The sequence below is a fragment of the Thermotoga profunda AZM34c06 genome, assembly GCF_000828675.1.
GTDB classification, from domain to species: domain Bacteria; phylum Thermotogota; class Thermotogae; order Thermotogales; family DSM-5069; genus Pseudothermotoga_B; species Pseudothermotoga_B profunda.
The window spans coordinates 270351-293886 of sequence record NZ_AP014510.1; the positions used below are offsets into that span (position 1 = coordinate 270351).

The window sequence follows — 23536 nt, forward strand, 5'->3', positions numbered from 1 at the left end:
CTAAATGATTATTTGGATTTCCCCATCTTTTTTTCTAATGATAAGATCTTCTATATTTATTTCATCAACTGTCATTTTTTGAGCTAATAGGTTTTTAAGAGTTCTTATCTGATTTTCAAGTTCAGCCTTTTCTTTTGTTTTGTCCATTATCTTTCTAACAATATCTCTGAGATCTATATTCGGCAAGACAAAGAAGTCCAAATTCGTGACTAAACACAAAGGTGTGTTAAGAACTTCATTGAATTTGCAATTGCATTGATCTATATTTAAAGCGAGTGACTTACTGAGTATAATTCTTTTTATCTCTTCGCAAGTTATCGGTATTGTACCAACTCTGTTCATCAGTGCGTGTAGTCTTGACTGTGAATAATTGATGGTCTTTTTAAACAGATCTGATAGGAATTCCTTTGAATTTTCCATTGCCACACAAGCCGCAATTATTATGTACTCTTCATCTTCATTGATATATCCTAACTTCTGAATCTTTTCGTAAATCTGTTTGAGTGGATAACACGCTTGAATCATGGTATTAAGCAAATTTGACCTTGTTATCGGCTTTATTTCTTGTCTTAACACTCTTTTGACCTGAGAGGATGGCTTTGCATCAATATTTTTTTGCTTTTGTTTTGTGGCTTGAAGGTCCAGATTTTGTTCTTGTGAAAATTCTTTGTATAGCTTTTCAATCACATCTGAATCATTTGGCTCGATTTTTAAAAGATAATCATATTGGTTATGTACTGGTTCGAAGTTTTCGTCGACGAATGGACATCTATTTTTCGTCTTTCTGTGTATACCTAATGGAAGTTTGATCAGATTTCCAAGTCCGCCACCTGTGTCTGATTGTTTGGGAAAAATTTCTACAGAGATTTGATCATCTATTGAGATACTTTCGACGATTTTCCTGAGGATAAATCTCACCTTATAAGCCTGAAGCCACCTGTCAAAGAAAATCCATATGTGATAACCACGATTGCCACTGAATTCTACATGATATTTGATATTTTCGATTTTCAACTTTTCACAGATATTCATTACCGACTGTCTGCAAAGTCGCAATGCACTTTGGTAATTATTTTCGAAGCCTTTTTTGAAATCAATATCGAAAGCCGCAAATTTGATGTTGTTATCCGATCTAAGTACATACAGCCCCAAAGTTTTTTCCCCATTGAGGTGTTCTAAAACGTCCTTTTCCTTCATGGGTAATCTCACTGGATAGTAACCTTCGTCCATTTGAATGGCAAAGACGTCTTCTCTACCACTGAACAGATCGAGAAACTTTTTTATAACTATGTCATCTATTTGACTTGTTCTCTTTTGATTTTTTAACTGACTGATTCTATCAATTTGCCCCAATCTTTCATAGATATTTATCGCTTGGTCTTTCAGTTCGAGCTCTTCGTAAATCTGTGCGAGTTTTTCAAGATACTCACTATGATTTGTTTTCTGCACTATGATTTCAAAGATTTCTTTTGCTTTCTCATATTCTTGAAATTCAAACAACAGATTTGCATATCTCTGTAATGATCCATCCTCAATGGAAAGCTCATCAAAAGCTTTTTCATAGTATTCAAGCGCTTTTGCAAAGTCAAAATCATCCTCGGCTTTCAATGCAAGTTCTTTAAAGTCCAGAAAATCACCTTCTTACTCCAAAGGTATCTTTTCAACTTGACCAAGTCCCATTGTTGTTTTATATCCAACGCCTGCATAGAAAGCAAAATCAGCCAGTATATTAGCAACTTTTATTAATTGACTGTCGTGTTCTGGTATTTTGAATGTGACATCACCTATAAAACCTTCAAGATAAAAGTCTCTCAGAGTTATTCTCCTTGATTGTGTCTTTTTTTCGTAAATAGTTATCTCTTTGAATCTTTTTTCGATATCTTGATCTATCTTCTGTTCTGAATATTTATTGAATTTTCTAAAAAGGCTTGTAAATATCTTTTCTGGAATAGGATATTTATAGTGTTGATCACCAGCTCTAAAAAGTGTTGGTGTGTGAAATCTAAATTTAATGAGGTTTGATTCATACTGCCTTTTGAAGAGTTCTTGTACTGAAATATGGTCTGCCCATTTACTCTGTTCTTTGTCGAAGAGTATTTCGACGATTTTATAATCTATATTCCCTATCCTCATGTCTTCTCTCAATGTGTTTTTTTCAAGAAGGCTTGATATCATCGTCTTAAATACTTCTTCATCGAGTACTGTCAGTCGAATGAAGTAGTTGTTGCTCATTTTTATTTCTATTGGTTTACTGAGTTCTTTTCCAAGAAACGATGAGACGGTGAAGGATTTTTCTTTTTGTTCATCGTGTAATTGTTTTGCCATCTGCTCATCGCTTTTTTTGATCAACCCAAGAAAGAGACTGTGAATCTTTTGTGCCGGATAAAAATCATATTTTCCATCTTTCAAAGCTTTGAGTTTTATAACCACACTGTGGAAAATATCAATCACTCCTTTAATTCAAAGATTTCAACGTCTCCATAACCATATTTTCTGTCTTTCCCAATTCCTGCGTATCTCATGAAGTTGGCTAATGCCGATGCATCTTTATTCAATGTCTTGATTGTGATGTAAGTGTAGATTCCATCTACTTTTACCGATTTGAAAAGAAATTCTGGCTTGATCTTTATACCAAGGAACATCTGAAAATCATAAACAAGTTGGTTAAAGCTTATACTTTCGGCATTTCTAATTTTCAAAATATAAGTTGAAGGCGGTTTAAAGAGTGCTTTGGTAGTTGTGATTTCAACGAAAGCTTTATCTGATTTTATTACTGCTTGTACTTTGGTGGGTATGTTCAGAACAAGAAATCTAAAAAGAGCGGGTAGTGGGCTTGAAAGCACCAAGCAGTGATTGTGTTTAGTTTGAAAAGGTCCCACTACCCTCAATGTACCGTCTGGTGAGTTTAAAAGAAATTCATAAGCGGCTTCGTCCAAATCTTTGATGATTTGAAGAATATAATTCCATTTTTCTTCGCCATCTGCAAAGATAGTTTTTGTGTAAATTGGGAACCTTCCAATCATTTTACCACCGTGAAAGTGAACCAACCAAAAGGTGATATTGGTTGATTTTCTTTGTTTATCAAAGAACGTCTTGAAAGTGGTGCGATGTCTCTACCATGATTTTTAATCAGGTTTCTAACTTGTTTTCTCAATTCCTCGTCTAAAAGAATAAACAAACTACACGCTTTCAAACCACCCCCATAGCCGATGTGAATTTTGTCTTTTTGGTTTTGTAATTTCTTCAAAAGGCTTCCGTATTTCGAATTCTCAGCTTTCAGGTCATTTAGTTCATCTTTTATCACATCGTCGTACATCTCTCTCACGCAATCAAATATTTGATCAATTGACTTTGGTACATCGGAGTATTTTTTTGAAAGCTCTCTTTGCATAAGTTCCATTTGATCCAAATCGAAGATAATCTCAGTTTCAAACTCCATTGATGGAGGTATCACTTCTGCCAAAAAGGTGGGCTTTTTACTGTCAAAGACAAGTTTTTGAGACATAACTTTGAAAACACCAATTCTTACAAGGCAAACAGGTTCTGTGAGTAGATTGGTATCCCTGACTATCAAAAACCTTGCGAAATCTGTGTGAATTTCATTTTCAAATCTAAAACAACTGTCTACATGCTTAGTTATTTGAGACATTAATGACCATTTTCTTTTTGGATCCTGTTGAACTTCTTTCAGTTTATTCTTTATGATCTCTATGATCTCTGAAAAATGACTTCTGTTCTTTTTCATTATATGGTATTGAATAGCCGTTCTTATGGCACCTTTGATGGAGCTACCGGGTATGTACAATACTCCTGAAGGATGCTTGATCATTTGAAGTATTTCTCCGTTTATTTCGTCTGTATATTTTCTTATTTCATAGAATAGATCTTTTTTATCTATTTGTTTTTCAACATTTGGAATAGTTTTATTGGCGATTTTGTTTAGAGAGTCTTTTTCTTTCAATTTTGGGTAGTTGTGAAGCAGTCTAAAAAATGACATGTCACGGAGTTTGTAGTATGACGAATTAATATTCACTATCTGGCATGGTGTGTATTTTTCCCCAGAACCAATGAAAACAGGGGTAAATGTTTTGAACTTAATCGATATCTTTTGCCTCATTTTTCATCACCACCGAAAGCGATTACGACAGGCGATGTCTGGATGAAATAATCTTCTATTTTAACCACTCCACGGCCTTGAATAGGGAATGTGAAAGTACTTCCTTCAACAAGATAGTTTAGATCTACCTTTGTTTTTACTGTATCTTTCTTGAATCCCCTTTTTCTTATTACTCTGTAATATCCTGCATTGAGCCTTTCGATTTCTTCTTCATTAGGTATACAAAGTGATAGTGTGATGTAATATTTTCCTTGTTGGTTGAATTGCTTTGGCAGATCGGTTATTTTGAAATCGAAAAGACCAAAACCATAAGTATTATCACCACCTATACCACTATCACCTAAAGCCTTCAGAGAACTGGTTAACATCTTTTCGTAATTATCTTCAAATTCTAAAACTATACAAGGTACAAAGCCTGGTTTGACATATGTAACTTCGATAAAGTAGAACATCGAGTTGTTGGTATTTCTATCTAAGGCATTTCTGGGTATACTGGTTACTGTTGTTGGTTGCTCGGTTAAGATTGATTTTTCTGGATTTACTAATGACAATTTAGACAAGTAAGCATAAGGAGATGATTTAATATTTTTAGGATCTTTTGAATGCATAGAATCGTAAATCATTGGTTTTGGCACGACATAATCATCATTATTTTGGAAAATAAGAGAGGAGCATTTTAAATTTTTGGCAAACAACTGGGCGTCTTCACCAAAAAGCTTGAAAGCCCAATAGACTATAGCACCATAGATTGTGTCTGAATGAATTGTGGAAAGGGTGGAATCTGACTCATCCCCCCTTCCAACTCTGAAACCTCCTTTAAAATCAAGGAGGATAAGTTTTCTCACAACAATCACCCTTTCAAGTTGGGCAATTTCTGCTTGAGTTCAGAGGGTGTCTTTCCTTCGACATCAAAGCTGAGAACTTTTTCTTCTTCACCGGTATAATATTTTTCAGATTTGAAAATCATCTGGTTTATCTTAAACTCGACTTTTCCATAACCTCTTGATCCACTAGATCCAATATAGTCATCTTCGATCAATTCAAGTGCTGTGAAAATATTTCTTAGATCTGTTTCAACATTGCTTTTTTCTTCGGCTGTGTAAACAATCTCAAATGAAAATTCTGCACCAGCTGGCACTCTCTCATTAGTTCTTGGGCTTGCATGGCAGGTTACTCTATCAAGACCGTTTTCCATTTTCCATTCGGCATAAGGTACATCTGTTTCCATGCTTTCAAGGGCTTCCTTGGATTCTTCTGTTAAATGCGCATCTCTGACGATTATCCTCGCGGGTATATTCACTTTCTCGCCTTCTGTTTTAGGAGAAGATCCAAAGAGACGACAGATTTCACAGTTGATATCATTACATTCATGTCTTCTTACTGCATTCTTTCCTGATCCAAACGTATCAAGGCGCATTTTCTTTAGTCTTTCAAGCAATGATCTCATTTTCCCTTTCAATGAACTACCAGGTATATATGGTTCACCAGTCAGTGGGTTTCTAATTATCGGGTTGTCGATACCACCTATCGATATTCCTGTATCTGTGCCTCCAATCCTTGTACCTGTTTTTAAAACAATCTTGCCAGTTATTATGTATTTTCCCAAGATTGGCTTAATTGCGTTTTCACTCATCTTCTTTGTCCTCCTTTCTGAGATTCATAGTATTTGAAGTATGCAAGTATTGAATCATAGAATTTTTTAAATAACTCAAAATCAGCTTGATCATTAATCTTGTCTATAGCAGTTCCGAGAATATCTTGAAGATCTCTCAGTTCATCTTGACGACCAGTTTGGTAAGCAAGATAAGCTTTGACAAAGATCATTTCGTCTCGTATTTCTCTCTTAAAGGCATCGAGATTTTTCAAGTAAGATGGTCTGTTCATCGAGTATTTACTCCAGATTTTGCTTATATGTCCGTGGAATTTCCTTATTTGGGTCATGTTTATTCTCAATTCTCGAGCTGTATTTTCTGAGAATTTAATCATTTCAGACATATTCCATTCCGATAGTTTCGGTAATTTCTTTATTACTTCCACATTAGCCATTTTCATCCCTCCTTCTTGCTTTGAGATCTATAAGCTGTAAAATAGCATTGAGTGCAGGAATTTCCTGTGTTCTAACCAAATTTGCAAAAATTTTGTCTTGTTCGTTCTCACGAGCTTCGATATACGCCAAAAATGCCTTGTTTAGTGGAGAATCTTCTAAGGATATTTCAAGAGACTTTCTTATGACGCTTCTGTCGACGGAAGTTGCTAATTTTGAGAGTTTTTCGTAGATTCTGTATGTTTTCTCTGTGAAATCTTTCCAACTCACAATTTGTGGTTTTTCCAGTACTGATCTGTGGTTTTTGAAAACTCTCTTCATACCGTGTGAAAGAACTATGCAGTTTTTACCATGTTTTTTTCCAAGTTTTTCAGCCTGTTGCGCCATTTCTTTCACCTTACCTATGTTTTCTTTTTCATCAAAGATAACAAAAGATGCCGTGTAGGTGATATTTTCGTTTTCATTAGTAAAATTACGAAATTCCATCTGCATTTCATAAGCGAATTGCAAGATATCTTCCCAGCCACCTAAAATGAAAAGATCGTCTCCTCCCGAGTAGACAACAGCAACATTTTTACCTTTGGCCAATTTTCTAACCTTGTGTTTGAAAAAATAAGTCAATAATCTCGAAAGCGTGCTGATTCTTGACAGAGTTTTTGTCTTTAACCCTTCTCTGAAGATGGTACCGAGATTATCAATGTCTGCTTGCAAGCATGCGAGTTTTTTCCCAGCCGATTCTTCGGCGAGTTCTTCAAATTCCTGATGTTTGGCATAACTGACCATATCGATGAAGATCAAGTTTTGAGAATCTTCTGAGCCGATTTCTCTAAGCCCAAGGACGTAGTTTTTGGCTTTCAATGGTTTGTCACTGAAACTGTATCTTTCGTTGAGTATTTCAAAATCTCCTTGTGGGTCTTGTGAGAAGTATTTTGCATACACCATCTGTCTACCATACTCATACATCTGTTTACAAAAATCACATGCTGAAGGTTCTTGATCCTCTCTCAAACTAAGAAGTTCTTTGGTTCTTTTTCCGCAGATTTTGCATGTCTGTAAGTTTTGAACACTCTTGATATTGACAAGATCAAAAAGCTCATTTAATTCATCCACAGAATACATTCTCAGTTTCGCTGTTCTGATCTTTTCATTTATTCTTTGAAAAACTTCTGATGGGTCTTTCACTTCACTGAGTGCCATTGGCTCATACTCAACAATGAGTTTTAAATCTGTCGCTTTTTCTAAGAGCCATTGGTTGATTTCCTTTTGAACCTTTCTGAGTTTTTCGATGTTTTGATCTGTGTTTGATATTATTAAATAGAAATGCCCTCCACCAACGAAATGTACATTTGTTCTGAAAAATCCTGTTTCTTGGAGTATCTTGTCTACAATGATTTCTTGGAATAGGTCTATAAAGAAACTGCGTCCTCTAAAAGATCTAAGTGCACCTTTTGATGAAACATTGGTGATGAATCTTTGAATTCCAGAGACATCACCTTCGATGAGTAGAAGAACTTGTTCATTTTCAAGACTTTTTAGGTCGTTATATTTCTCAATTGGGATCTTCTTTGCTTTAACATAATCGTAGATTGAAAGTGCGATCATTGCGGTGACTTTTAAATGATCATATAGCGATATATCCATGATCCCTTCTTTTTGCGTTGACTGTGGTACAAAAGAGAGATATTTGTACAATAAGAATCTCAAGTTTTCAACATTCAGAGATAGTCTTTTTAAATCATCCACAAGTGCCGTGTATAGTTTTTTGAAGTCTGATTGATCTGCTATTTTTTCATTTGTTGTATGGTCGATCTCTCCTATTGCGCCTGGTTTAAAGTAGGAATCAATTGTTCTTTCGTCATCTTTCCCTATCCTTGCCAGGATATTTTCAAGTGTTCTTCTTTCTTCAAAACCTTCATCTTGTTTAGTTTGCCTTTCAGAACTTGCAATGTTGTCCGCATAACACACGTACCAGGTAAGTGGATCAGGATCGTCAAGATTCGCTTCATGATGGTAGAACATGAATTTTTGGTATGGAGCAAAGATTTTTTTGTCATCCACATCAACATCCTTGATAAAAACACTACCTGCGAGAGTATGTTTCTGCGATTGATCTACAAGACCAGCTCTTCTTACAAGTTTTCCTATATCGTGTATCAGTGCTCCGATTGCTAAAGTTTCGCGTTCTTTGTCCACATACTCACCTCCTTTCTTGAAGAATTTCTTCTATTTTCTTTTTCACGCACTCAAGAAATTTTTGATTTTTGATAGTAGTTTGGATGACGTAAAATCCTGTTCCTTTTTTACTGTTCAAAACCATCTTGAGATGGTCTTTCTCTATCCACACCCTGAATGCATTTCCACTTTCGATTTCTGAACTTCCAGTTATGCTGACAAGTTCAATCCAAGGTAATTTGGCTATCTCTTCGGTGATTTTCTCGTTGAATTCTCTGAATTTCGTTGCATGTCCACCTGAGCCTGTGATTTTGTCTGAAAAAGGTTTGTTTGTTTTATAGTCATCATCATCAATGGTTGAACAATCCCATTCAGTACTTTCTAAATAGATTTGTCCAAGGGGATTTAGTGCTAAGTAGTCTTCTGTATCTATTCGAGTTCGCTCAATGAATATCTTTATTTCCTCTGGTAAACTCGCCCAACTTTGAAAACCAAATTTTTCCAAGAATCTTTTCTCTTCAACGGTGTTCATATATTCGAGCATTGCGAAGATCTTTGAATATTTTCTATATAGATCTGGATCGAATCTAACTGGGATTGGGAGAAGTTCTATTATCTCATCAAAGGATTCAAAAAGATAATAAACGGGAACGTTTAGGGCTTGTCCAAGTAATGCTGCATAAGCGATAGCAGCCTTGTAACCACCTGTTGCGTTTATAATACATCGATCGAGACTATCTTTCGCACAATTAGCCATTTCTCTTACCAAATTTCTCAAGCCATGGAGTTTAAAATCGAAACGATTTTTATCGTTGAGTTTATCCACTTTCACAACCTCAACACTATTGAATTCAAGATTATTTTTGTTTTTTTGGAAATATTCTTTGAGAATATTACCGATAAGTTCTCCATCGGGAGTATCAGAAACCAATAAAAATATCTTTTGCCTGGAATTAAGGAAACCTTTTTCGATCAAGCTCGCAACGGAATTGATCTCTGCTCCCCAGGTCTTATCGTGAGGATCTTTAATGTTCCGCAGAATTTGGGCAACTCCAGCCATATTTTCAGATTGAGCTTCATCTATTAATTTTTTTAACTGTTCTGGAGAATTTGGTCTAATGGAATTTGTTTTAAGACTTGCTCCAACTGTACATATGAGAGTGTCTTTGTAACTCATCCATAATCGCTCCTTTCTGTCCCAATCAATATGATGCTCCCCACGGCATATTTCTGACAGTTATCCAAGATAAATGACTTATCAGATATTTCTCAATAGGTATTCGCGTACTTCGTCCAATGATGTATGTTCATTGTATCTAACATAAATTGTTTCATCTGTACCTTTTCTTAATTCTGTGATATCTCTTGCTAAACCAATGTGGGCAAAGAAATTTCTCTCACTCAGCGTGCTTTTAGATCCTGGATCTATAACTTCACGCATGCTAAACCACCCATTCACTTGATTCTCAGTTTTTTCAAGATACCTATTAGTTTTAATGATCATGAGGTCTACTTCATTTAGTAAAAATGTAAGACTGTGATTGAAACCAATTTGAGTTAATATCTCTTTAAAAACACTCTCGATTCTTTTTAAACTTACCCCGGTATCTCGGTTGATTGGTTTGATATCCTTGCTTTGAAGCATTCTGATCATTCCTATGTATAGGCCAAGCTGACATATTATTTCTACATAAGCCTCTTTGTTCAACTTTGGTGATTTTCTGTAGTTGCTATATAATTTTTTCTCTGCATATTCGATCAAATTTTCAATTTCTTGAAAAATTTCTTGTTCTGTGTGTTTGTTTTCATAGTAAAGAAATAAAGGTACACAATTTATAATTGCAGAATAAATCCAAAAACTCTTCAGCAATTTCTCGCTCAGTGATCTTTTGAGTGGTCTGATTAGTTTTTCATTATCACGGAAAATCTCGGTTTTTAGAAATCTATTCAGTTCATCTTCAGTCAATTTTGTACCTTGATATGTTCTTTTAAAATATGATAAAAATGGTGATTCAAAAGCTGTCGGATAAACCTGTTTTTGAAAATGTATTTCATATTTTGAGGCTGTACTCCCAATTATGGGATCTGAGAAGGTTATGGTTATCTTTGGAGAGTTTTCCCCAGGCCAGTTCACTAATGTAGCAAATATCGAAAAATATCTCGCTGCTTCGATCATCGCGGAGATGTATATATTCAAACCACTTGAAATATCAAGATAGAATTCCTGTATTTGTTCGCGAAGGTATCTTTTTACCATGTCAAAAAATAATTCTAAAACTATATCGTCGTAGTCTCCTTTTAACTCAACTTTCTCATAAGTACCAAGTGAGTGAATTACGAGTATGTCGTCTTTATCATTTTCACAGGGTATTTTACGGATGTAAGAAACGGGGTTCTTCAAATATTCATCGGGATTCTCAACGATATCTTTAATTTCTCGTTCAAGATCATGCAGATTTCTTTTTTTGAACTCTTCGGGGAGTCTTTTGTTGAGAAGTATACTGACAGGGTAGATCAGTATCACTTTTGTCTCTTCTTTTTTTGTGCTTAGATGATACTTTTTGAGAAAGAAGCTTGAAAGTTCGGATTCTTGACAAAAATCATCTTGTGATTCTTGAGAAGGTATGAAGAATGATTTGGTTTCACCTAAGATTCGTCCAACTTGATAAATCAAACCATTCATTCATTGTATACCCCCCTTTTAAGGATCTGGAAGGACATACCTTCTGAATCGTTCGTGTTTGAAGATTTTTACTATCTCCACGGTTCCATCCTCTTTTCTCATTTCCTTAGAGACTCTTTTGGTGGTAGCGTAGATAGGGATGAATCCATTTTTGTAACACCAATGCACCATGTAAGTGGTTGCGCCAAAATCACCCTGTATCAAACAGTAGTTATTTACTTTCGGATCTCTGTTTTGAAGAAGAAAACCTTCCAGTTCTGTAAATATTTCGGGAGTAAGATCAATATCAGGCGGGATATTAGACCAAAAGTTGGACAATTCAGGTGGTAGATTGATAATTTCATTGACTTCTAAATTGTTGAATATATAATTTTTTTGTTCTTCCGTGAGCTCGTGATTGAATATCAAAAACAGTTTATTCACGCTATCATCCTTTGTTATCTTCGTTTTGAACTTCAATTCTCATTGTCTGTTCAGAAACGTAATGAACAAGATCTCCCAAGTTTCTGATCAACAGTCCACTTATTAGATGACCACTGAAAATTGGTTCATTGAGCAGGTATATCTTGCCTATTTTGTTTTCACACTCATCTGAAAAGAAGAAACGGAGTCCCAAATCTTCACAGACTACTATTGCGCAGTTCACTCTTATTGTTTTCTTCTCAGTTGCTGCAACGGCTTTCTGCTGCGCAAATTGCTTGAATTTTTCTAAAACACTTGATGGTACATAAATGATCTTCTCGTCTTCTCTCATCAATTGAAGGATAATCTCTACTCGTCTTCTTTCATCTTCGAAAAACTCTCTGTGTAATGTTCCATAATTTATTTCTCTGAGTCTATGGACATTTTCTTTGATAGTTTGTAGATCTTTGACTGGTCCCAAGATTTTTGCGAATGGTTTTATAGTTTGGCAATCTATCTCAAACGTCATATGGGTTAACTTAACGGTGTCGAACAAATCTTTTATCTTCACCTCGATTGCTTCAACTGAGGCAAGTGGAAGGAAAGTTGTGAGATAGACAAAAGTTATCTTATCTTTTGTCTTGTCAGTTACTATTCCATAGATAGGAAGATGCGTAGTATAAACTGCGAAAACATCGCGCAAGGAAAGCTCTTTATTTTCTGAAACTCTTATCAAATTCGTATTTTGAAAGTCTTTCACTGATTTTTTGTAGATTTTCATAAAGTCTTTGAGTAAAGACATGCTTTGACCCCCAGGTTTTAAAGATTTTCTTTCTCTAACTATTTAGATTCATCTTTTTACATATTTCTGACATGAATTTTTTTAATACTAAACCCATTACCTTCTCTTCAACCGAGAATTTTTCAGCGAAATCCCGTATGAATTTTTTGGTTCTCTCCCTTATCTTGTATTTATTTGCATCGGACCAGTTAGGATTTGAGAATCTGTCTTCGTTGGAGATTTCTTGTGAGATAAAAGAACAGATGTATCTCTTCATGTCTGTTTTCTTTTTTTCGCACTCTTTTAAAAAAAATTCAAATACATCTTCTGCTATTACTTTTGAAAATGTATCTTCTTCATATTCATAACCAATTATCTCGATAAATTCATCATCACCTTTACCTGATTTATCAACTTTCTCATCTAATGATAATATTTTTTCCTTTTCTTTGACAAATGATTCAAATTTCATTTTTAGAAAATTGGCGATGCTTTGATTGACATATGCATCGATTGATTTTATTTGATTTGTATTTTTTAAAACAAGTTCACAGAGTTTATAGAGTTTTTCATAAAAGTCTTGCAAAAAATCTCCAACAAGATCACTTGTATTTTTGAGTTTGTAGTATTTCCTTGAGATTCTGTAAACGGTTCGTGTGAAAAGCGATGAAAGATAATCATGAAAATTCTTAGAAAGCTTTCTACAGCTTAAAAGCTCTGTACATCCCTTCAAAAATAGATAGGACAATGTGATACACCCCCATGCCACGAAAAGTACTCGATCATATTACTTACCTTTTAATATTTTAATTCATCTTTAGGTGATTTTCCAAATTAATATAGAATATTGTTTGCAATTGGATTAGAATCATTGTGGGGGTTTTGGATGAAAAGATTTCTAAAGTTTTTGAATAACAACCCAGGCTATTTTGTATCTGCCTTAAGAGAAGGAACTATAAGTATTGATGAAGCAATACACACAATAATAGATTCAAAAGATAGAAATCATGATCAAGCATGGATTGTTTATGAAATATTTATCAATTCGAGAAAGAAAAAATATTTGAATTATGAACTTTTCTCTGAGTTTTTGAATATAAATCCAAAGCATTGTTGTGAAATACTTTGTAACGATTACGTGGAATTCGAATTTCCCGCGGTTCTCAAAGATAAAGCCAAACTGGCACGTGGTGCTGCCATAATAACTGAAAAGCCATTCACAAACGTACCTTCTGTGTCAGTGTACATCGAAAAATTGTGCAAGATCTTGAAAAAGAATCTTTCGGTTTTCTTTGACACAGATATTGTTGAAGATTCTTTTATGCTGTCACTTTATATTGCTTTGAACTCTGAAAAATACAATAAACTATGGGTCTTCACAGGTGGTCTTGAAGAGGATTTGGCTTGTACTCTTTGAAGTTTTCGAAGAGTATCGCAAACGTCTTCACAGGTGGTCTTGAAGAGGATTTGGCTGTCAAATCTTCAGCTTTAATTCACTTAAAAGAGGAAATCTGTAAGAAATCTGGCAAAATATTGTTCAACCAGGAAGACTTTTCGAATGCCAATGAGGCTCTGAATTTTGCATCACAAAAAGATTACAATGTGCCATTCTTGGTGTCTTTTTCAGATAAAAGAAGCTTTAATTACTTGAATCAATCTTTTCAAAGACTCAGCGAGAAAGTGGAAAACTGCGTGAAAAGAGAGATATTTGAAAAGATATCTGGTGTGAATTTACTTTATACATCTGGCAGCCTTGAAAAAGAAGATTTTCCAAAAGAGGTTTGTAAAATTCACAAAATAATTGACAAAATCGTATCCAACGGTGGAATTCCCCATATCTCCTTGCTCGGTCCCGCTTCACTTGCAATGGGTGTAGGAGCCATGCTTGGTTCACAGAACCCTGTGGTTTTGTATCACTATCAAGATAATGAATATCACAAGGTAATAGATTTAAGAAAAAATACCAGAATCATCAAGAAACTGAAAGATGTAAATTCATTTGAGAAGATTCGTTTCGAGGAAGTTGGTAATGGAAGAGATTGTGCTTTTGTAGTTCAATTTGCTTCACATTCACCATTTGCTGATGTCGAAGAATTTCTCAAACGACGGAATTTAAGTACCAGGATGATCAAAATTTCTCACGCAGATACTGGGGGAATAACACTTGGAGACTGGTCATGTGAAGTTGCCGAATTGATGAGTCTATTTCAATTCATCAAAACTAAGAGACATTTCAAGCGCTTTCACTTCTTTTTAAGTGTTCCTTTGCCTATAGCATTTGCCTTAGGTATGGCTATAGGTCATTTTGTGAACGCTTCAATTTATCAATATGATAGCAAAAAAAGTTACTTTGAAGCATTGAGACTGGAAAAATTGCAACTTTGAAGAATGACTCTTTCGAAAAAACAAAAAATAGGAGAAGCAACATCCTTTGTATTATTTATCCCAAACACTCTGTCTTTTTGCCCCTTTATCGTACCCTTGACATAAAAGTTCGTATTTTGTTCTTATTCATCACCTTGGAACTTTATTGGGTATAAATTTCGGTAGATTTATCTTAATCATCCTAATTGTGTTTTTGCTATGAGAGGATTTTATTTTTAGAACGAGATTATAGGTGATTTATATAGGAAATCAAAGCAAAGAGAAGCAACAATTAATTTTAATCAATTATTAGTCAACTTTAGGAAAATTTTTGGATTTTCCCGCTTCTGTCTGTTTTTGCTTTTAAATATTAAGTGTGATACTTTTGAAGTGAAAGCTTCCATCTCAAATCATAATGGAAGCGTATCCTTCAAAAGGAGGTTGTTTTATGAGAAGGTTTTTCATGGTGTTTTTGGTACTTTTTGCCAGTGTACTCTTTGCCGCTTATCCAGACAAACCTATCACCTTTATCATTCAAGCGGCACCAGGTGGAGCATCGGATATGACATCAAGAACAATAACAGCAATTGCACAGGAAATTCTAAAGGTACCAATCACGTGTACAAATATCACTGGTGCTTCAGGAGCAATCGCGATGAAAAGACTTCAAACGAGCAAACCAGACGGATATACGATGGGATATGTGCCTGTTGAACTTTCGATGGTGAAAGCCCTTGGATATGCCGACTTCACTCCAGAAGATTTTGATCTACTCATGCGAATAATGGTAATACCTGCAGCTGTTACTGTGAGAGCTGATTCAAGATGGAAAAATATTGAGGAATTCATCAGTTACGTAAAGGCAAACCCTGGTACTGTCACCGTTGGAAACTCTGGGCCTGGTTCCATTTGGCATATTGCTGCATTGAGTTTTGAGAAAGCTATAGGTACAAAGATTGTTCATGTTCCATTTGATGGTGCAGCACCTGCAGTTGCTGCTTTGATGGGAGGACATATAACGGCTGTTACTGTGAGTCCTACAGAGGTAAAATCCGGTGTGGAATCAGGTCAATTAAGGATTTTAGCAGTGATGAGTGATGAAAGATCGTCTCTATTTCCAGAAGTACCAACTCTGAAAGAACTTGGTTACGATGTCTCCGTTGCTGCATGGGGTGGTCTTGCATTGCCAAAAGGTGTTGATCCACAAGTTTACAATACTCTTGCAGATGCATTCAAAAAGGCATATGACAGTGAAGCATTTCAGAAATTTCTTGCTGATAGAGGTATGACACCTGCATATTTGGATGGTGAAAAGTTTAAAGCCTTTGCCATGTCTCAATACAATATGTTCATGGAACTCATACCAAAAGCATTGGGTAAATGAAATTCATTCCAGGCTGCCCTCAAAGGGCAGCCTTGAAATGGAGTGATGATATTGACAGACATGATTTTTTCGATGGTCACACTTTGCTTTTCAATCTATCTTCTAATGGAGAGTTCAAAATTGCCTAAGGGTATAGCCAATATGCCTGGCCCTAATTTTTTTCCAAGTATAGTGGCATGGGTTATACTGATACTTTCTTGTGTGATTTTTTTCAACGGCGCTTGGAAAGTTTTTAAAAGAAAGGACCAAAAGATTTTGCAAGGACAGTGGGTTAGAACTTTGACGATTATCTTTTGTGTTCTTATCTATGTCTTGCTTTGGGGTAAGGGAAACTTTCTTATTAATACGTGGTTGTTGTTATTTTTCATTCAAATAATAACCAAATCGAGTTGGTATTATGCATTGATAGGCTCTACCGTTCTGGATTTAAGTGTTTATTTTCTATTTGGGAAAATCTTTCACGTAATACTCTTTTGAAGGAGTGATAGTGTGCAACAGTTTATTCAAGGTTTGGTTCAGGCTTTGGAGCCACAAGCAATAGTTTATCTGCTTGTTGGCACTTTTTCAGGATTATTGATTGGAACTTTGCCAGGACTGACGGCGACCATGGCGATAGCAATACTCACTCCATTGACATTTTGGCTTTCACCAAACCAAGGCCTTGCGATGCTCGTTGGGGTATGGAATTCTGCAATCTTTTCAGGAGGTATTTCAGCTATACTCATAAACACTCCAGGCACGCCTGCTTCAATTGCCTCCACTTTTGATGGTTACAGTTTGACTAAAAAAGGGCTTTCAGGTCTTGCACTGGGCATTAATGTAGTTTTTTCTGCCTTTGGAGGAATTATGGGTGTTCTTGCGCTGATTTTGATTGGTTTTCCCCTGGCAAGGTTTGCATTATCTTTTGGACCTGCGGAGTATTTTTCACTTGCCATATTTGGACTTTCAACAATGGTTGCTGTTTCGGGTAAGTCAATCTTCAAGGGTATATTAGCAGGGTTTTTGGGTTTTTCAATCTCACTTGTGGGTTTAGATCCTATATTTGGTTCAGAGAGATTTACCTTTGGGAGAATGGAATTACTCAACGGGATATCTTTTATCCCAATGATGATAGGGCTCTTCGGTATTGGCGAGGTCTTTTACCAAGTTTACATGTCTAAAAAAACCTATGAAAATGACCAAAATGCGACAAAACAATTGGGCAGAGTCATCCCAACGCTTAAAGAGATGAAGAGCGTCACACCAGTTGCGTTGTTATCATCGATCATAGGAATCATCATAGGAGCTATACCAGGTGCTGGAGCAGATATAGCAGGATTAGTTGCATGGGATCAAAGTAAAAAAATCGCTAAGAAACCAGAAGAATACGGTAATGGTTCATTAGAAGGCTTGACGGCATCCACAACTGCCAACAATGCTTGCTTGGGTGGTGCTTTGACGACGATGATGGCATTGGGAATACCAGGAGATGCCGTAACTGCCGTTTTGATTGGTGCTTTCATAATGTATGGTGTACAACCAGGACCAGTTATGTTCCGAGATAGGGCTGATTTTGTCTACATGGTTGTGATATTAATGATATTAGCAAATATTGCATTCCTTGCTGTTGGTTTTTTCGCTTCGAAAGCTCTCACCAAATTTCTATCTTTACCTCAAAGTTTTGTCTGGACGACGATAATTATTCTTTCTCTAATAGGAACTTATGCAATAAACAACAGTTCTTTTGATCTAATTCTTGTGTTTATTGCAGGTATTATTGGTTTTGTTTTCAGATTGATTGATGTACCTCTGGGACCTATAGTACTGGCTTTGATCCTTGGTCCCATGGCAGAAGCAAATATGAGAAGGGCACTCATTCTAAGCGGGGGTAATGCATTCATATTTTTGAGAAGACCTATTTCTTTGACTTTGTTAGTCCTTTCTGTGATTTCACTTCTTGGCTCAGTTGCGAGGAAGAAAAAAGTTTGATTGGAGGTAGACGGCGGTGATTAAAAAATTCATTGATAAAAAAGTATTGATAGTAATCAGACATCTCTCTTTACAGGAAACAATCGATTTGTGTGATATATTGCTGGAAAATGATTTCAATTTTGTAGAAGTTAGCTTTTCTGACGACGGTGCTGATAAGATATTGGAAGGTCTCAAAAATCGATTTGGTGAAAAAATTTGCTTAGGTGCAGGGACTATCTTTCAAGAGGAAAATTATCGAAAGGCTCTAAATTGTGGTGCAGATTATGTGTTAAGTCCTGGTTTGAGTTTTAAAATCGCAGAACTTTCAAAAAAAGATGGTATAACTTACATACCCGGTGTCTACACATCAACAGATGTACAAAATGCTTTGGAAATGGGTTTTGATTTCTTGAAGCTTTATCCAGCAGATCTGAATTTGCTTAGATCTTATAGAGGGCCCTTCCCGAAAGTCAAATTCATGCCCTTTGGTGGTGTGACAGATCAGAATATAATTTCTTACCTTAATGCAGGAGCATCGGCTGTTGGAATAGGTTCTTATATAGCAAACAAAGAACTTTTAAGTAAAAGGGATTTGGCACAGTTATCGAAAAGAATAGCCAATTTAAAAAAATTAATAGGTGGTATCAATGGATCTATGTATTGATATAGGCGCAACTAAAACTTTCGTGGCAGCATTTAATGAAGATAGTTTGGAGATATGTGATTATGAACAATTTCTGACTGAGTCATCGAAGGGATTTAGTGATTTTCTGGAAAGATTGTCTTTGGTGTGCAAAAGGCTTTTGAAACAAGATAAACCAAGATTCTGGGGTGTATGTACAGCAGGGGCTGTAGATGAAAATGGAGTTATTTTGTGGTCGCCCAATTTGGGATGGAAAGATTTTGATCTCAAAAATTCTCTGAGTGTGATCTTTGGTGATAATGGAATTATTGAAAACGACTGTAACGCTGCCGCATATGCCGAAGCGCGGATTCGCCAATCTGAAAATCTGGCTTACGTGACTGTGAGCACCGGGATAGGTATGGGTTTAATCATAAAGGGGGAAATATTCCATGGTTCTCATTTTACGGCTGGTGAAATAGGACACACGATCATAGAGGAAGACGGACCAATCTGTAGTTGTGGTCGAAGAGGTTGTCTCCAAGCTCTTTCTTCAGGAAGAGGGTTAGAGAATCAGATCTATTCACTTTTAAAACAAAAATTGAGTTGTGAAGAAATATTAAAGCGAGCAGAAGAAGGTATTGAACCATATCGCGGGATAGTTTTACATGGTGCCAAGGTTTTAGGAAGATTCTTGACAAATGTTGTAGATATACTCGATTTAGAAACTCTCGTAATTGGTGGAGGATTAACAAAAAACAAATTCTACACAAACCTGGTGGTAGAATACATACAGAAAAATTACTATGAATTACCTGGTAAGATAGTTTCTGTAGAATTATCGAAGATCAAACCAAATCCAGGTGTTATTGGTGTGTTATTACTTGGCCGTAAAATTTTTGGAGGGGTGTGATATGCAAAAAGCAGTGAAACTTTCATCGGCAGATAAATTAGTGAATATAGCAAAGGGATTTCAAGCAAGAAAGGTCACCATAAAAGGTCCTTCAACGGGTAAAGCAGAGGTTCATGAATTTCAACATGATCTGTACGTCGCATTGACGGGAAGGGCCATTGTGCAGGTTGGTAAACTCATTGGAGAAATAGAAAAGATAGCCGAAGGTGAGTTTCGAAGTAATTCAATTGAGATGAGTGAACAATTTGAAATGCAAACTGGGGATATTTTGTTAATCCCAGCCGGTCTTGCGCACAGAGTAATTATAAATGAATCTTACCAGCAATGGGTTTTTAAACTTGATTATGAACACTGAGTACAGAAAAAAGATCCAAAAGGTCTATTCAAAACTCACACAAAGCCAAAAGAAAGTTGCCGAATTTATTATTGACAACCCATCCAAGATCACTTTGATGAGTGCAGATCAACTCGCCAAAGCCTCAGGGGTTGGTGAAACCACAGTTATAAGGTTTGCTCGAATTTTGGGATACAAAGGATATTCCGACATGAAAGAAGAGTTTCAGCGTGCGCTCGTCAACAACATGAGTTCTTCAAGAAAAGTTGAGGAAGGTATAAAGGCAGCCAGATCCGAATCTGTGCTTGAAGAATTGATTAAAACACACGATTTTGTTTTCAAAAATATGAATATTTCAGAACTGACGAAAAATTTAAGAAATGCCGCAAGGATTATATATGATGCAGATGATGTATATGTTTTTGGTGAAGGTGCAGCTGTTGTACCTGCCTTTGAACTTTCATTTTGGTTGAACAGATTTGGCAAGAAAACATGGTTTTTCAACATGACAGGTCGTTCATTTTTTGAGCATATAGTGAATATAAGAAAAGGTGATGTTTCTGTAGGCTTTGCGTACAGGAAGATCAATTTTGAGTTGAGAATATTGTTTTCCGAAACTCGAAAGAGGGGCGGGAAAAACATACTGTTCACGGATAAGTCACTCAGCCCTTTGGGTGAATTGGCAGATGAGGTAATTGTTACTGAACGCGGGGGAATTGGTAGTTATCGATCTATGGCTATACCTGTAATCATGTCAGATGCTCTGCTTTTTGAACTGGCCGCTATCAGTGAGGTAAGCCTCGAAAATCTCAAGAATCTTGAGAAAATCCGCAGAGAGTATGGTTATGAATGATCTCAAAAAACTAATGGTTCTGGAAAAAAGTTGCAAAATAAAGTCGGAATAATCAGTGATATAATTCACACAGCATACTCATGCGGAGGTGTGGTTTTGCAAACCTTTTGGGAGCAGGAGTTCAAATGTCCTATCTGCGGTAAAGTATTTCATTCTGTCCGTGTATTCAGTGATGCTATCAAAATAAAAGAGCGTGATAGTGATTTAAAACCAACTTATGATGGTGTCAATGTCATGTTGTTCCAACCTGTAACCTGTCCAGAGTGTTTCTATACTGCCTTTGAAAATGATTTTGAGATATCTTTTTCTCAAAGACAAAAAGAAATGCTTGTAAAACTGTGTGAAAAGTTGAAATCAATGTTGTCAATCAATCTTTCAAAAGATAGAAACTTAAAAGATGGTGTTTCGATCTTCACAATAACAGCTGCGGTTTACACAATACTTGAAAAACATTTGCGAGCTGCCGAGGCATATTTGAAACTCGCTTGGATTTTCAGAGATTTGAAAAATCACGACGAAGAAGCCAAAGCACTCAGTAGTGCATTGAAGCATTTTATGGAAAGCTACACAAAAGAGGAACTTTCTAATGATCAACAGGTAATGGTTCTTTTTTATCTTGGAGAACTAAACGCACGACTTTCCAACAAAAAAGAAGCAGTCAGGTGGTTTTCAACACTGATACAAAAGTTTGGAAACAACAATTCTGTTTATGTCAAATTAGCACGTAAGGAATGGCAGGAAGTTACTATGAGGAAGTGAAACGTATGAAAAAGCTTCTCTTTCTTCCCTTTGTCTTATTACTGATATTTGCATGTAGTCCATATGATCAAGATTTGTTGCAGCAGATAAACAGAAGATTGGATGATCTCGAATACAGGATTTCTCAGATTGAGAAGAGCAACGTTGTAAATCAGAAGGATTTGCAAAATCTTCAAAAAGAAGTTTCAAGGATAAATACTGAAGTTGCAGCAGCTAAACAGGCTATAAACGAGCAGAAAAACATTCCAATAGTCTCACAAGATGATTTAAAAAGTGTCTTGGCGAGAATTACTTCCCTTGAAATGCGTTATAGTCAACTTTCGGCAGCTCTAAATGTCTCAGATATAAGAGAATTGATCTACAGATTGGGCGACCTTGAAGCCTCTCAAAAACAACAACAGTTAGCTTATGAAAGATTTATTCGACAGACTGAACAACTCTTGGAGCAAGTCGATGCAAAGGAGATTGCCACAAGGTTGAGTAGCTTAGAAAATTCTGTCACTTCAATTTCAAACCAAGTTTTGGAAGTTTTGGAACTTTCATCGAGAATAAAATCCATTGAAAACACCATAGAAAAATTGGCTTCTCAGACTCCTCAAGCACAATACGTTGGAGATTTCTCTTTTGTTGAGACTGAGATAAGCCAGTTGAGATCTGCCTTGAAAGAGACAGAATCCAGCCTAAGACGGGATTTTCAAAAAATGCTTGAATCCCAGACTAAGACCGTTCCTACTGGTAATTCCGCAGAATTGCAACAGTATATTGCCAATACGACTGCTTTGGTTCGGCAATTGGCTACAGAACTCGAAACTCTTCGTGGTGTTGTCCGTGAATATGATAGAGACAGATTCCTGAAGCTTGATCAGGGATACATAACATACATCGTGAAATCTGGAGATACATTATCGAGCATAATCCAAGCGTATGGTTTAAAGCAAAGTAGCTTAAGACAAATAATGGAGCTAAACCAAATTCAAGATGCCAATAAATTACTCGTTGGTCAGAGGATAAAGATACCAATAGAAGATACCAGTTCGTTGTTTAAATATCCATTGAGTTATCCATTGAATCCACAAGATGTGGTAGGTGTTTTTTCTGAACCAGTCAATGGTGGTGCGAGAACTGGAATAGATATCAAAGTGACCGATCAGAGAAAAGTTTATGCGATTTTACCAGGCAGAGTTGTGAACATCATGGAAGATGAAAATGGATATCATATCCGAATAGACCATGGAAATGGCATATTGGCAATTTATGGAAACCTAAGCACCGTTGAAACTTCACAAGGTCAGTGGTTGACGAGTGGTCAGAGTATAGGTACGGTCGATACTATCTTTCATTTTGAGATCTGGATAGACGGTGAGCCGAGAGATCCTTTAAGAATACTTCTCAAATACGCTGGAAAATTTGAGGCAACGTATTACTCAGAATGGGAAGATGCAAAGTTACCAGAACACCCAACCTTCCGTATGACGGCAAGCGGTACTGTACCCAAAGATTGGTGGACTATCGCAGCCGATCCGTCGGTTATTCCTCTGGGTAGTGTTGTTTACATCCCGCAATTTTCCGATAAACCTAATTACGGATTTTTCAAGGTTGAAGACACCGGTTTAGCCATTAAGAACGACAAAATAGACATCTATACAAGTAGTCTGAAGCAAGCATTTGCGAACATGCGATCTTATGTTGATGTTTATATTGTAACCTCCCAATCGAGGTGAATGGAGGTAGAAAACCTTGGGTATCACGATCAAAAGTGAGTATGCCTTTAAGATTTTATTGGAAATAGCAAACTGCGAGAAAGTTGAGCCAATTTCACTTGCGTCTGTACTTGGAAGGGTTAAGGTACCAAAGGAATTTGCAGAAAAGATCATGGTTGAGCTCAAAGAGGCTGGAATAATACATTCCACACGTGGGAGAAAAGGAGGTTATCGTTTAACAAAACCTGCCGATCAAATAAATGCACTTGATGTTGTCAAAGCCGTCGATGAACCAGAGAAGATCATCAAATGTACCATGGATGAAACATGCTGCAATGATCCTTCGACTTGTGTCATTCGTATATTGATCTGGAAAAAACTGCAAAGGGCTGTTGAAGAAACATTAAGGTCGGTGACTCTTAAAGATTTGCTTGAACATTGTGAAGGGAATGATTGAA

General features: G+C 36.3%; 25 protein-coding genes. 12 read left to right on the forward strand and 13 right to left on the reverse strand.

Going from position 1 to position 23536, the window contains the following annotated elements; all coding sequences use genetic code 11:
* From TSP02S_RS01205 to TSP02S_RS01265, 13 genes are all read right to left on the reverse strand, one after another.
* A complete protein-coding gene (locus TSP02S_RS01205) occupies positions 1 to 1608 on the reverse strand; it encodes a CRISPR-associated primase-polymerase type A1 (RefSeq protein ID WP_041081273.1) in 1608 nt (535 codons plus the stop codon).
* A gap of 33 nt (positions 1609 to 1641) precedes the next feature.
* Positions 1642 to 2451, reverse strand: a complete 810-nt coding sequence (gene cas6, locus TSP02S_RS01210; protein WP_041081275.1) for a CRISPR-associated endoribonuclease Cas6 — start codon at positions 2449 to 2451, stop codon at positions 1642 to 1644.
* Positions 2448 to 3023, reverse strand: a complete 576-nt coding sequence (locus TSP02S_RS01215) for a hypothetical protein (protein ID WP_041081277.1) — start codon at positions 3021 to 3023, stop codon at positions 2448 to 2450. The genes cas6 and TSP02S_RS01215 overlap by 4 nt, the downstream gene beginning before the upstream one ends.
* Positions 3020 to 4117 (reverse strand): type III-A CRISPR-associated RAMP protein Csm5, encoded by a 1098-nt coding sequence (gene csm5 / locus TSP02S_RS01220; RefSeq protein ID WP_041081279.1) that lies wholly within the window; start codon positions 4115 to 4117, stop codon positions 3020 to 3022. The genes TSP02S_RS01215 and csm5 overlap by 4 nt, the downstream gene beginning before the upstream one ends.
* Complete coding sequence (gene csm4, locus TSP02S_RS01225; protein ID WP_232503733.1) at positions 4114 to 4962, reverse strand: type III-A CRISPR-associated RAMP protein Csm4; 849 nt, start codon at positions 4960 to 4962, stop codon at positions 4114 to 4116. The genes csm5 and csm4 overlap by 4 nt, the downstream gene beginning before the upstream one ends.
* Before the next feature lie 5 nt (positions 4963 to 4967).
* Entirely contained in the window at positions 4968 to 5750 is a 783-nt protein-coding gene (gene csm3 / locus TSP02S_RS01230) for a type III-A CRISPR-associated RAMP protein Csm3 (protein WP_041081282.1), read from the reverse strand.
* The gene (gene csm2, locus TSP02S_RS01235; protein ID WP_052465252.1) at positions 5747 to 6163 is read right to left on the reverse strand and encodes a type III-A CRISPR-associated protein Csm2; all 417 of its coding nucleotides are present in this window, start codon (positions 6161 to 6163) and stop codon (positions 5747 to 5749) included. Before csm2 ends, csm3 begins: the two co-directional genes overlap by 4 nt.
* Positions 6156 to 8354, reverse strand: a complete 2199-nt coding sequence (gene cas10, locus TSP02S_RS01240) for a type III-A CRISPR-associated protein Cas10/Csm1 (RefSeq protein ID WP_041081283.1) — start codon at positions 8352 to 8354, stop codon at positions 6156 to 6158. The genes csm2 and cas10 overlap by 8 nt, the downstream gene beginning before the upstream one ends.
* A 4-nt stretch (positions 8355 to 8358) precedes the next feature.
* Positions 8359 to 9510 carry a putative CRISPR-associated protein gene (locus TSP02S_RS10675; protein ID WP_052465253.1) on the reverse strand — a complete coding sequence of 384 codons (1152 nt, stop codon included), beginning with the start codon at positions 9508 to 9510 and terminating at the stop codon, positions 8359 to 8361.
* 81 nt (positions 9511 to 9591) lie between these two features.
* Complete coding sequence (csx1, locus tag TSP02S_RS01250) at positions 9592 to 11016, reverse strand: CRISPR-associated CARF protein Csx1 (protein WP_041081285.1); 1425 nt, start codon at positions 11014 to 11016, stop codon at positions 9592 to 9594.
* 18 nt (positions 11017 to 11034) lie between these two features.
* Positions 11035 to 11439 carry a CRISPR-associated protein Csx20 gene (csx20, locus tag TSP02S_RS01255; protein ID WP_041083998.1) on the reverse strand — a complete coding sequence of 135 codons (405 nt, stop codon included), beginning with the start codon at positions 11437 to 11439 and terminating at the stop codon, positions 11035 to 11037.
* A gap of 4 nt (positions 11440 to 11443) precedes the next feature.
* On the reverse strand, positions 11444 to 12220 hold the full coding sequence (locus TSP02S_RS01260) for a hypothetical protein (RefSeq protein ID WP_041081287.1): 777 nt from the start codon (positions 12218 to 12220) through the stop codon (positions 11444 to 11446).
* A 34-nt stretch (positions 12221 to 12254) separates the two neighbouring features.
* Positions 12255 to 12947, reverse strand: coding sequence for a hypothetical protein (locus TSP02S_RS01265; protein ID WP_041081289.1), 693 nt, complete (start codon positions 12945 to 12947; stop codon positions 12255 to 12257).
* 138 nt (positions 12948 to 13085) lie between these two features.
* Between TSP02S_RS01265 and TSP02S_RS01270 the strand changes: the two genes are divergently transcribed.
* The 12 genes from TSP02S_RS01270 (at position 13086) to TSP02S_RS01325 (ending at position 23535) form a co-directional block, all read left to right on the forward strand.
* On the forward strand, positions 13086 to 13616 hold the full coding sequence (locus TSP02S_RS01270) for a hypothetical protein (protein ID WP_041081291.1): 531 nt from the start codon (positions 13086 to 13088) through the stop codon (positions 13614 to 13616).
* Entirely contained in the window at positions 13604 to 14584 is a 981-nt protein-coding gene (locus TSP02S_RS01275) for an SAVED domain-containing protein (protein WP_041081292.1), read from the forward strand. The genes TSP02S_RS01270 and TSP02S_RS01275 overlap by 13 nt, the downstream gene beginning before the upstream one ends.
* A gap of 427 nt (positions 14585 to 15011) precedes the next feature.
* Positions 15012 to 15947 (forward strand): tripartite tricarboxylate transporter substrate binding protein, encoded by a 936-nt coding sequence (locus tag TSP02S_RS01280; RefSeq protein ID WP_041081294.1) that lies wholly within the window; start codon positions 15012 to 15014, stop codon positions 15945 to 15947.
* A gap of 60 nt (positions 15948 to 16007) precedes the next feature.
* The gene (locus tag TSP02S_RS01285; RefSeq protein ID WP_232503787.1) at positions 16008 to 16424 is read left to right on the forward strand and encodes a tripartite tricarboxylate transporter TctB family protein; all 417 of its coding nucleotides are present in this window, start codon (positions 16008 to 16010) and stop codon (positions 16422 to 16424) included.
* Positions 16425 to 16436: 12 nt separating this feature from the next.
* Positions 16437 to 17915, forward strand: a complete 1479-nt coding sequence (locus TSP02S_RS01290; RefSeq protein WP_198407756.1) for a tripartite tricarboxylate transporter permease — start codon at positions 16437 to 16439, stop codon at positions 17913 to 17915.
* A gap of 16 nt (positions 17916 to 17931) precedes the next feature.
* A complete protein-coding gene (locus TSP02S_RS01295; protein ID WP_041081298.1) occupies positions 17932 to 18561 on the forward strand; it encodes a bifunctional 4-hydroxy-2-oxoglutarate aldolase/2-dehydro-3-deoxy-phosphogluconate aldolase in 630 nt (209 codons plus the stop codon).
* A complete protein-coding gene (locus TSP02S_RS01300) occupies positions 18545 to 19432 on the forward strand; it encodes an ROK family protein (protein WP_052465254.1) in 888 nt (295 codons plus the stop codon). Before TSP02S_RS01295 ends, TSP02S_RS01300 begins: the two co-directional genes overlap by 17 nt.
* A gap of 1 nt (position 19433) precedes the next feature.
* The gene (locus TSP02S_RS01305; RefSeq protein WP_041081302.1) at positions 19434 to 19787 is read left to right on the forward strand and encodes a cupin domain-containing protein; all 354 of its coding nucleotides are present in this window, start codon (positions 19434 to 19436) and stop codon (positions 19785 to 19787) included.
* Entirely contained in the window at positions 19777 to 20619 is an 843-nt protein-coding gene (locus tag TSP02S_RS01310) for a MurR/RpiR family transcriptional regulator (RefSeq protein ID WP_171816297.1), read from the forward strand. The genes TSP02S_RS01305 and TSP02S_RS01310 overlap by 11 nt, the downstream gene beginning before the upstream one ends.
* 90 nt (positions 20620 to 20709) lie before the next feature.
* Entirely contained in the window at positions 20710 to 21378 is a 669-nt protein-coding gene (locus TSP02S_RS01315) for a DUF2225 domain-containing protein (protein ID WP_232503788.1), read from the forward strand.
* 5 nt (positions 21379 to 21383) lie between these two features.
* The gene (locus TSP02S_RS01320) at positions 21384 to 23099 is read left to right on the forward strand and encodes a peptidoglycan DD-metalloendopeptidase family protein (RefSeq protein WP_041081308.1); all 1716 of its coding nucleotides are present in this window, start codon (positions 21384 to 21386) and stop codon (positions 23097 to 23099) included.
* 16 nt (positions 23100 to 23115) lie between these two features.
* A complete protein-coding gene (locus TSP02S_RS01325) occupies positions 23116 to 23535 on the forward strand; it encodes an RrF2 family transcriptional regulator (protein WP_041081310.1) in 420 nt (139 codons plus the stop codon).
* Position 23536 lies beyond the last annotated feature (1 nt).

Bases quoted from the DNA above. Each gene is read 5' to 3' on its own strand.
- TSP02S_RS01300 (WP_052465254.1), top strand. From the start codon at position 18,545: ATGGATCTATGTATTGATATAGGCGCAACTAAAACTTTCGTGGCAGCA.
- TSP02S_RS01305 (WP_041081302.1), top strand. From the start codon at position 19,434: ATGCAAAAAGCAGTGAAACTTTCATCGGCAGATAAATTAGTGAATATA.
- csx1 (WP_041081285.1), bottom strand. From the start codon at position 11,016: ATGAATGGTTTGATTTATCAAGTTGGACGAATCTTAGGTGAAACCAAA.
- TSP02S_RS01285 (WP_232503787.1), top strand. From the start codon at position 16,008: ATGATTTTTTCGATGGTCACACTTTGCTTTTCAATCTATCTTCTAATG.
- TSP02S_RS01280 (WP_041081294.1), top strand. From the start codon at position 15,012: ATGAGAAGGTTTTTCATGGTGTTTTTGGTACTTTTTGCCAGTGTACTC.
- TSP02S_RS10675 (WP_052465253.1), bottom strand. From the start codon at position 9,510: ATGAGTTACAAAGACACTCTCATATGTACAGTTGGAGCAAGTCTTAAA.
- csm3 (WP_041081282.1), bottom strand. From the start codon at position 5,750: ATGAGTGAAAACGCAATTAAGCCAATCTTGGGAAAATACATAATAACT.
- csm2 (WP_052465252.1), bottom strand. From the start codon at position 6,163: ATGGCTAATGTGGAAGTAATAAAGAAATTACCGAAACTATCGGAATGG.
- TSP02S_RS01320 (WP_041081308.1), top strand. From the start codon at position 21,384: ATGAAAAAGCTTCTCTTTCTTCCCTTTGTCTTATTACTGATATTTGCA.
- csm5 (WP_041081279.1), bottom strand. From the start codon at position 4,117: ATGAGGCAAAAGATATCGATTAAGTTCAAAACATTTACCCCTGTTTTC.
- TSP02S_RS01260 (WP_041081287.1), bottom strand. From the start codon at position 12,220: ATGTCTTTACTCAAAGACTTTATGAAAATCTACAAAAAATCAGTGAAA.
- TSP02S_RS01270 (WP_041081291.1), top strand. From the start codon at position 13,086: ATGAAAAGATTTCTAAAGTTTTTGAATAACAACCCAGGCTATTTTGTA.
- TSP02S_RS01310 (WP_171816297.1), top strand. From the start codon at position 19,777: ATGAACACTGAGTACAGAAAAAAGATCCAAAAGGTCTATTCAAAACTC.
- TSP02S_RS01215 (WP_041081277.1), bottom strand. From the start codon at position 3,023: ATGATTGGAAGGTTCCCAATTTACACAAAAACTATCTTTGCAGATGGC.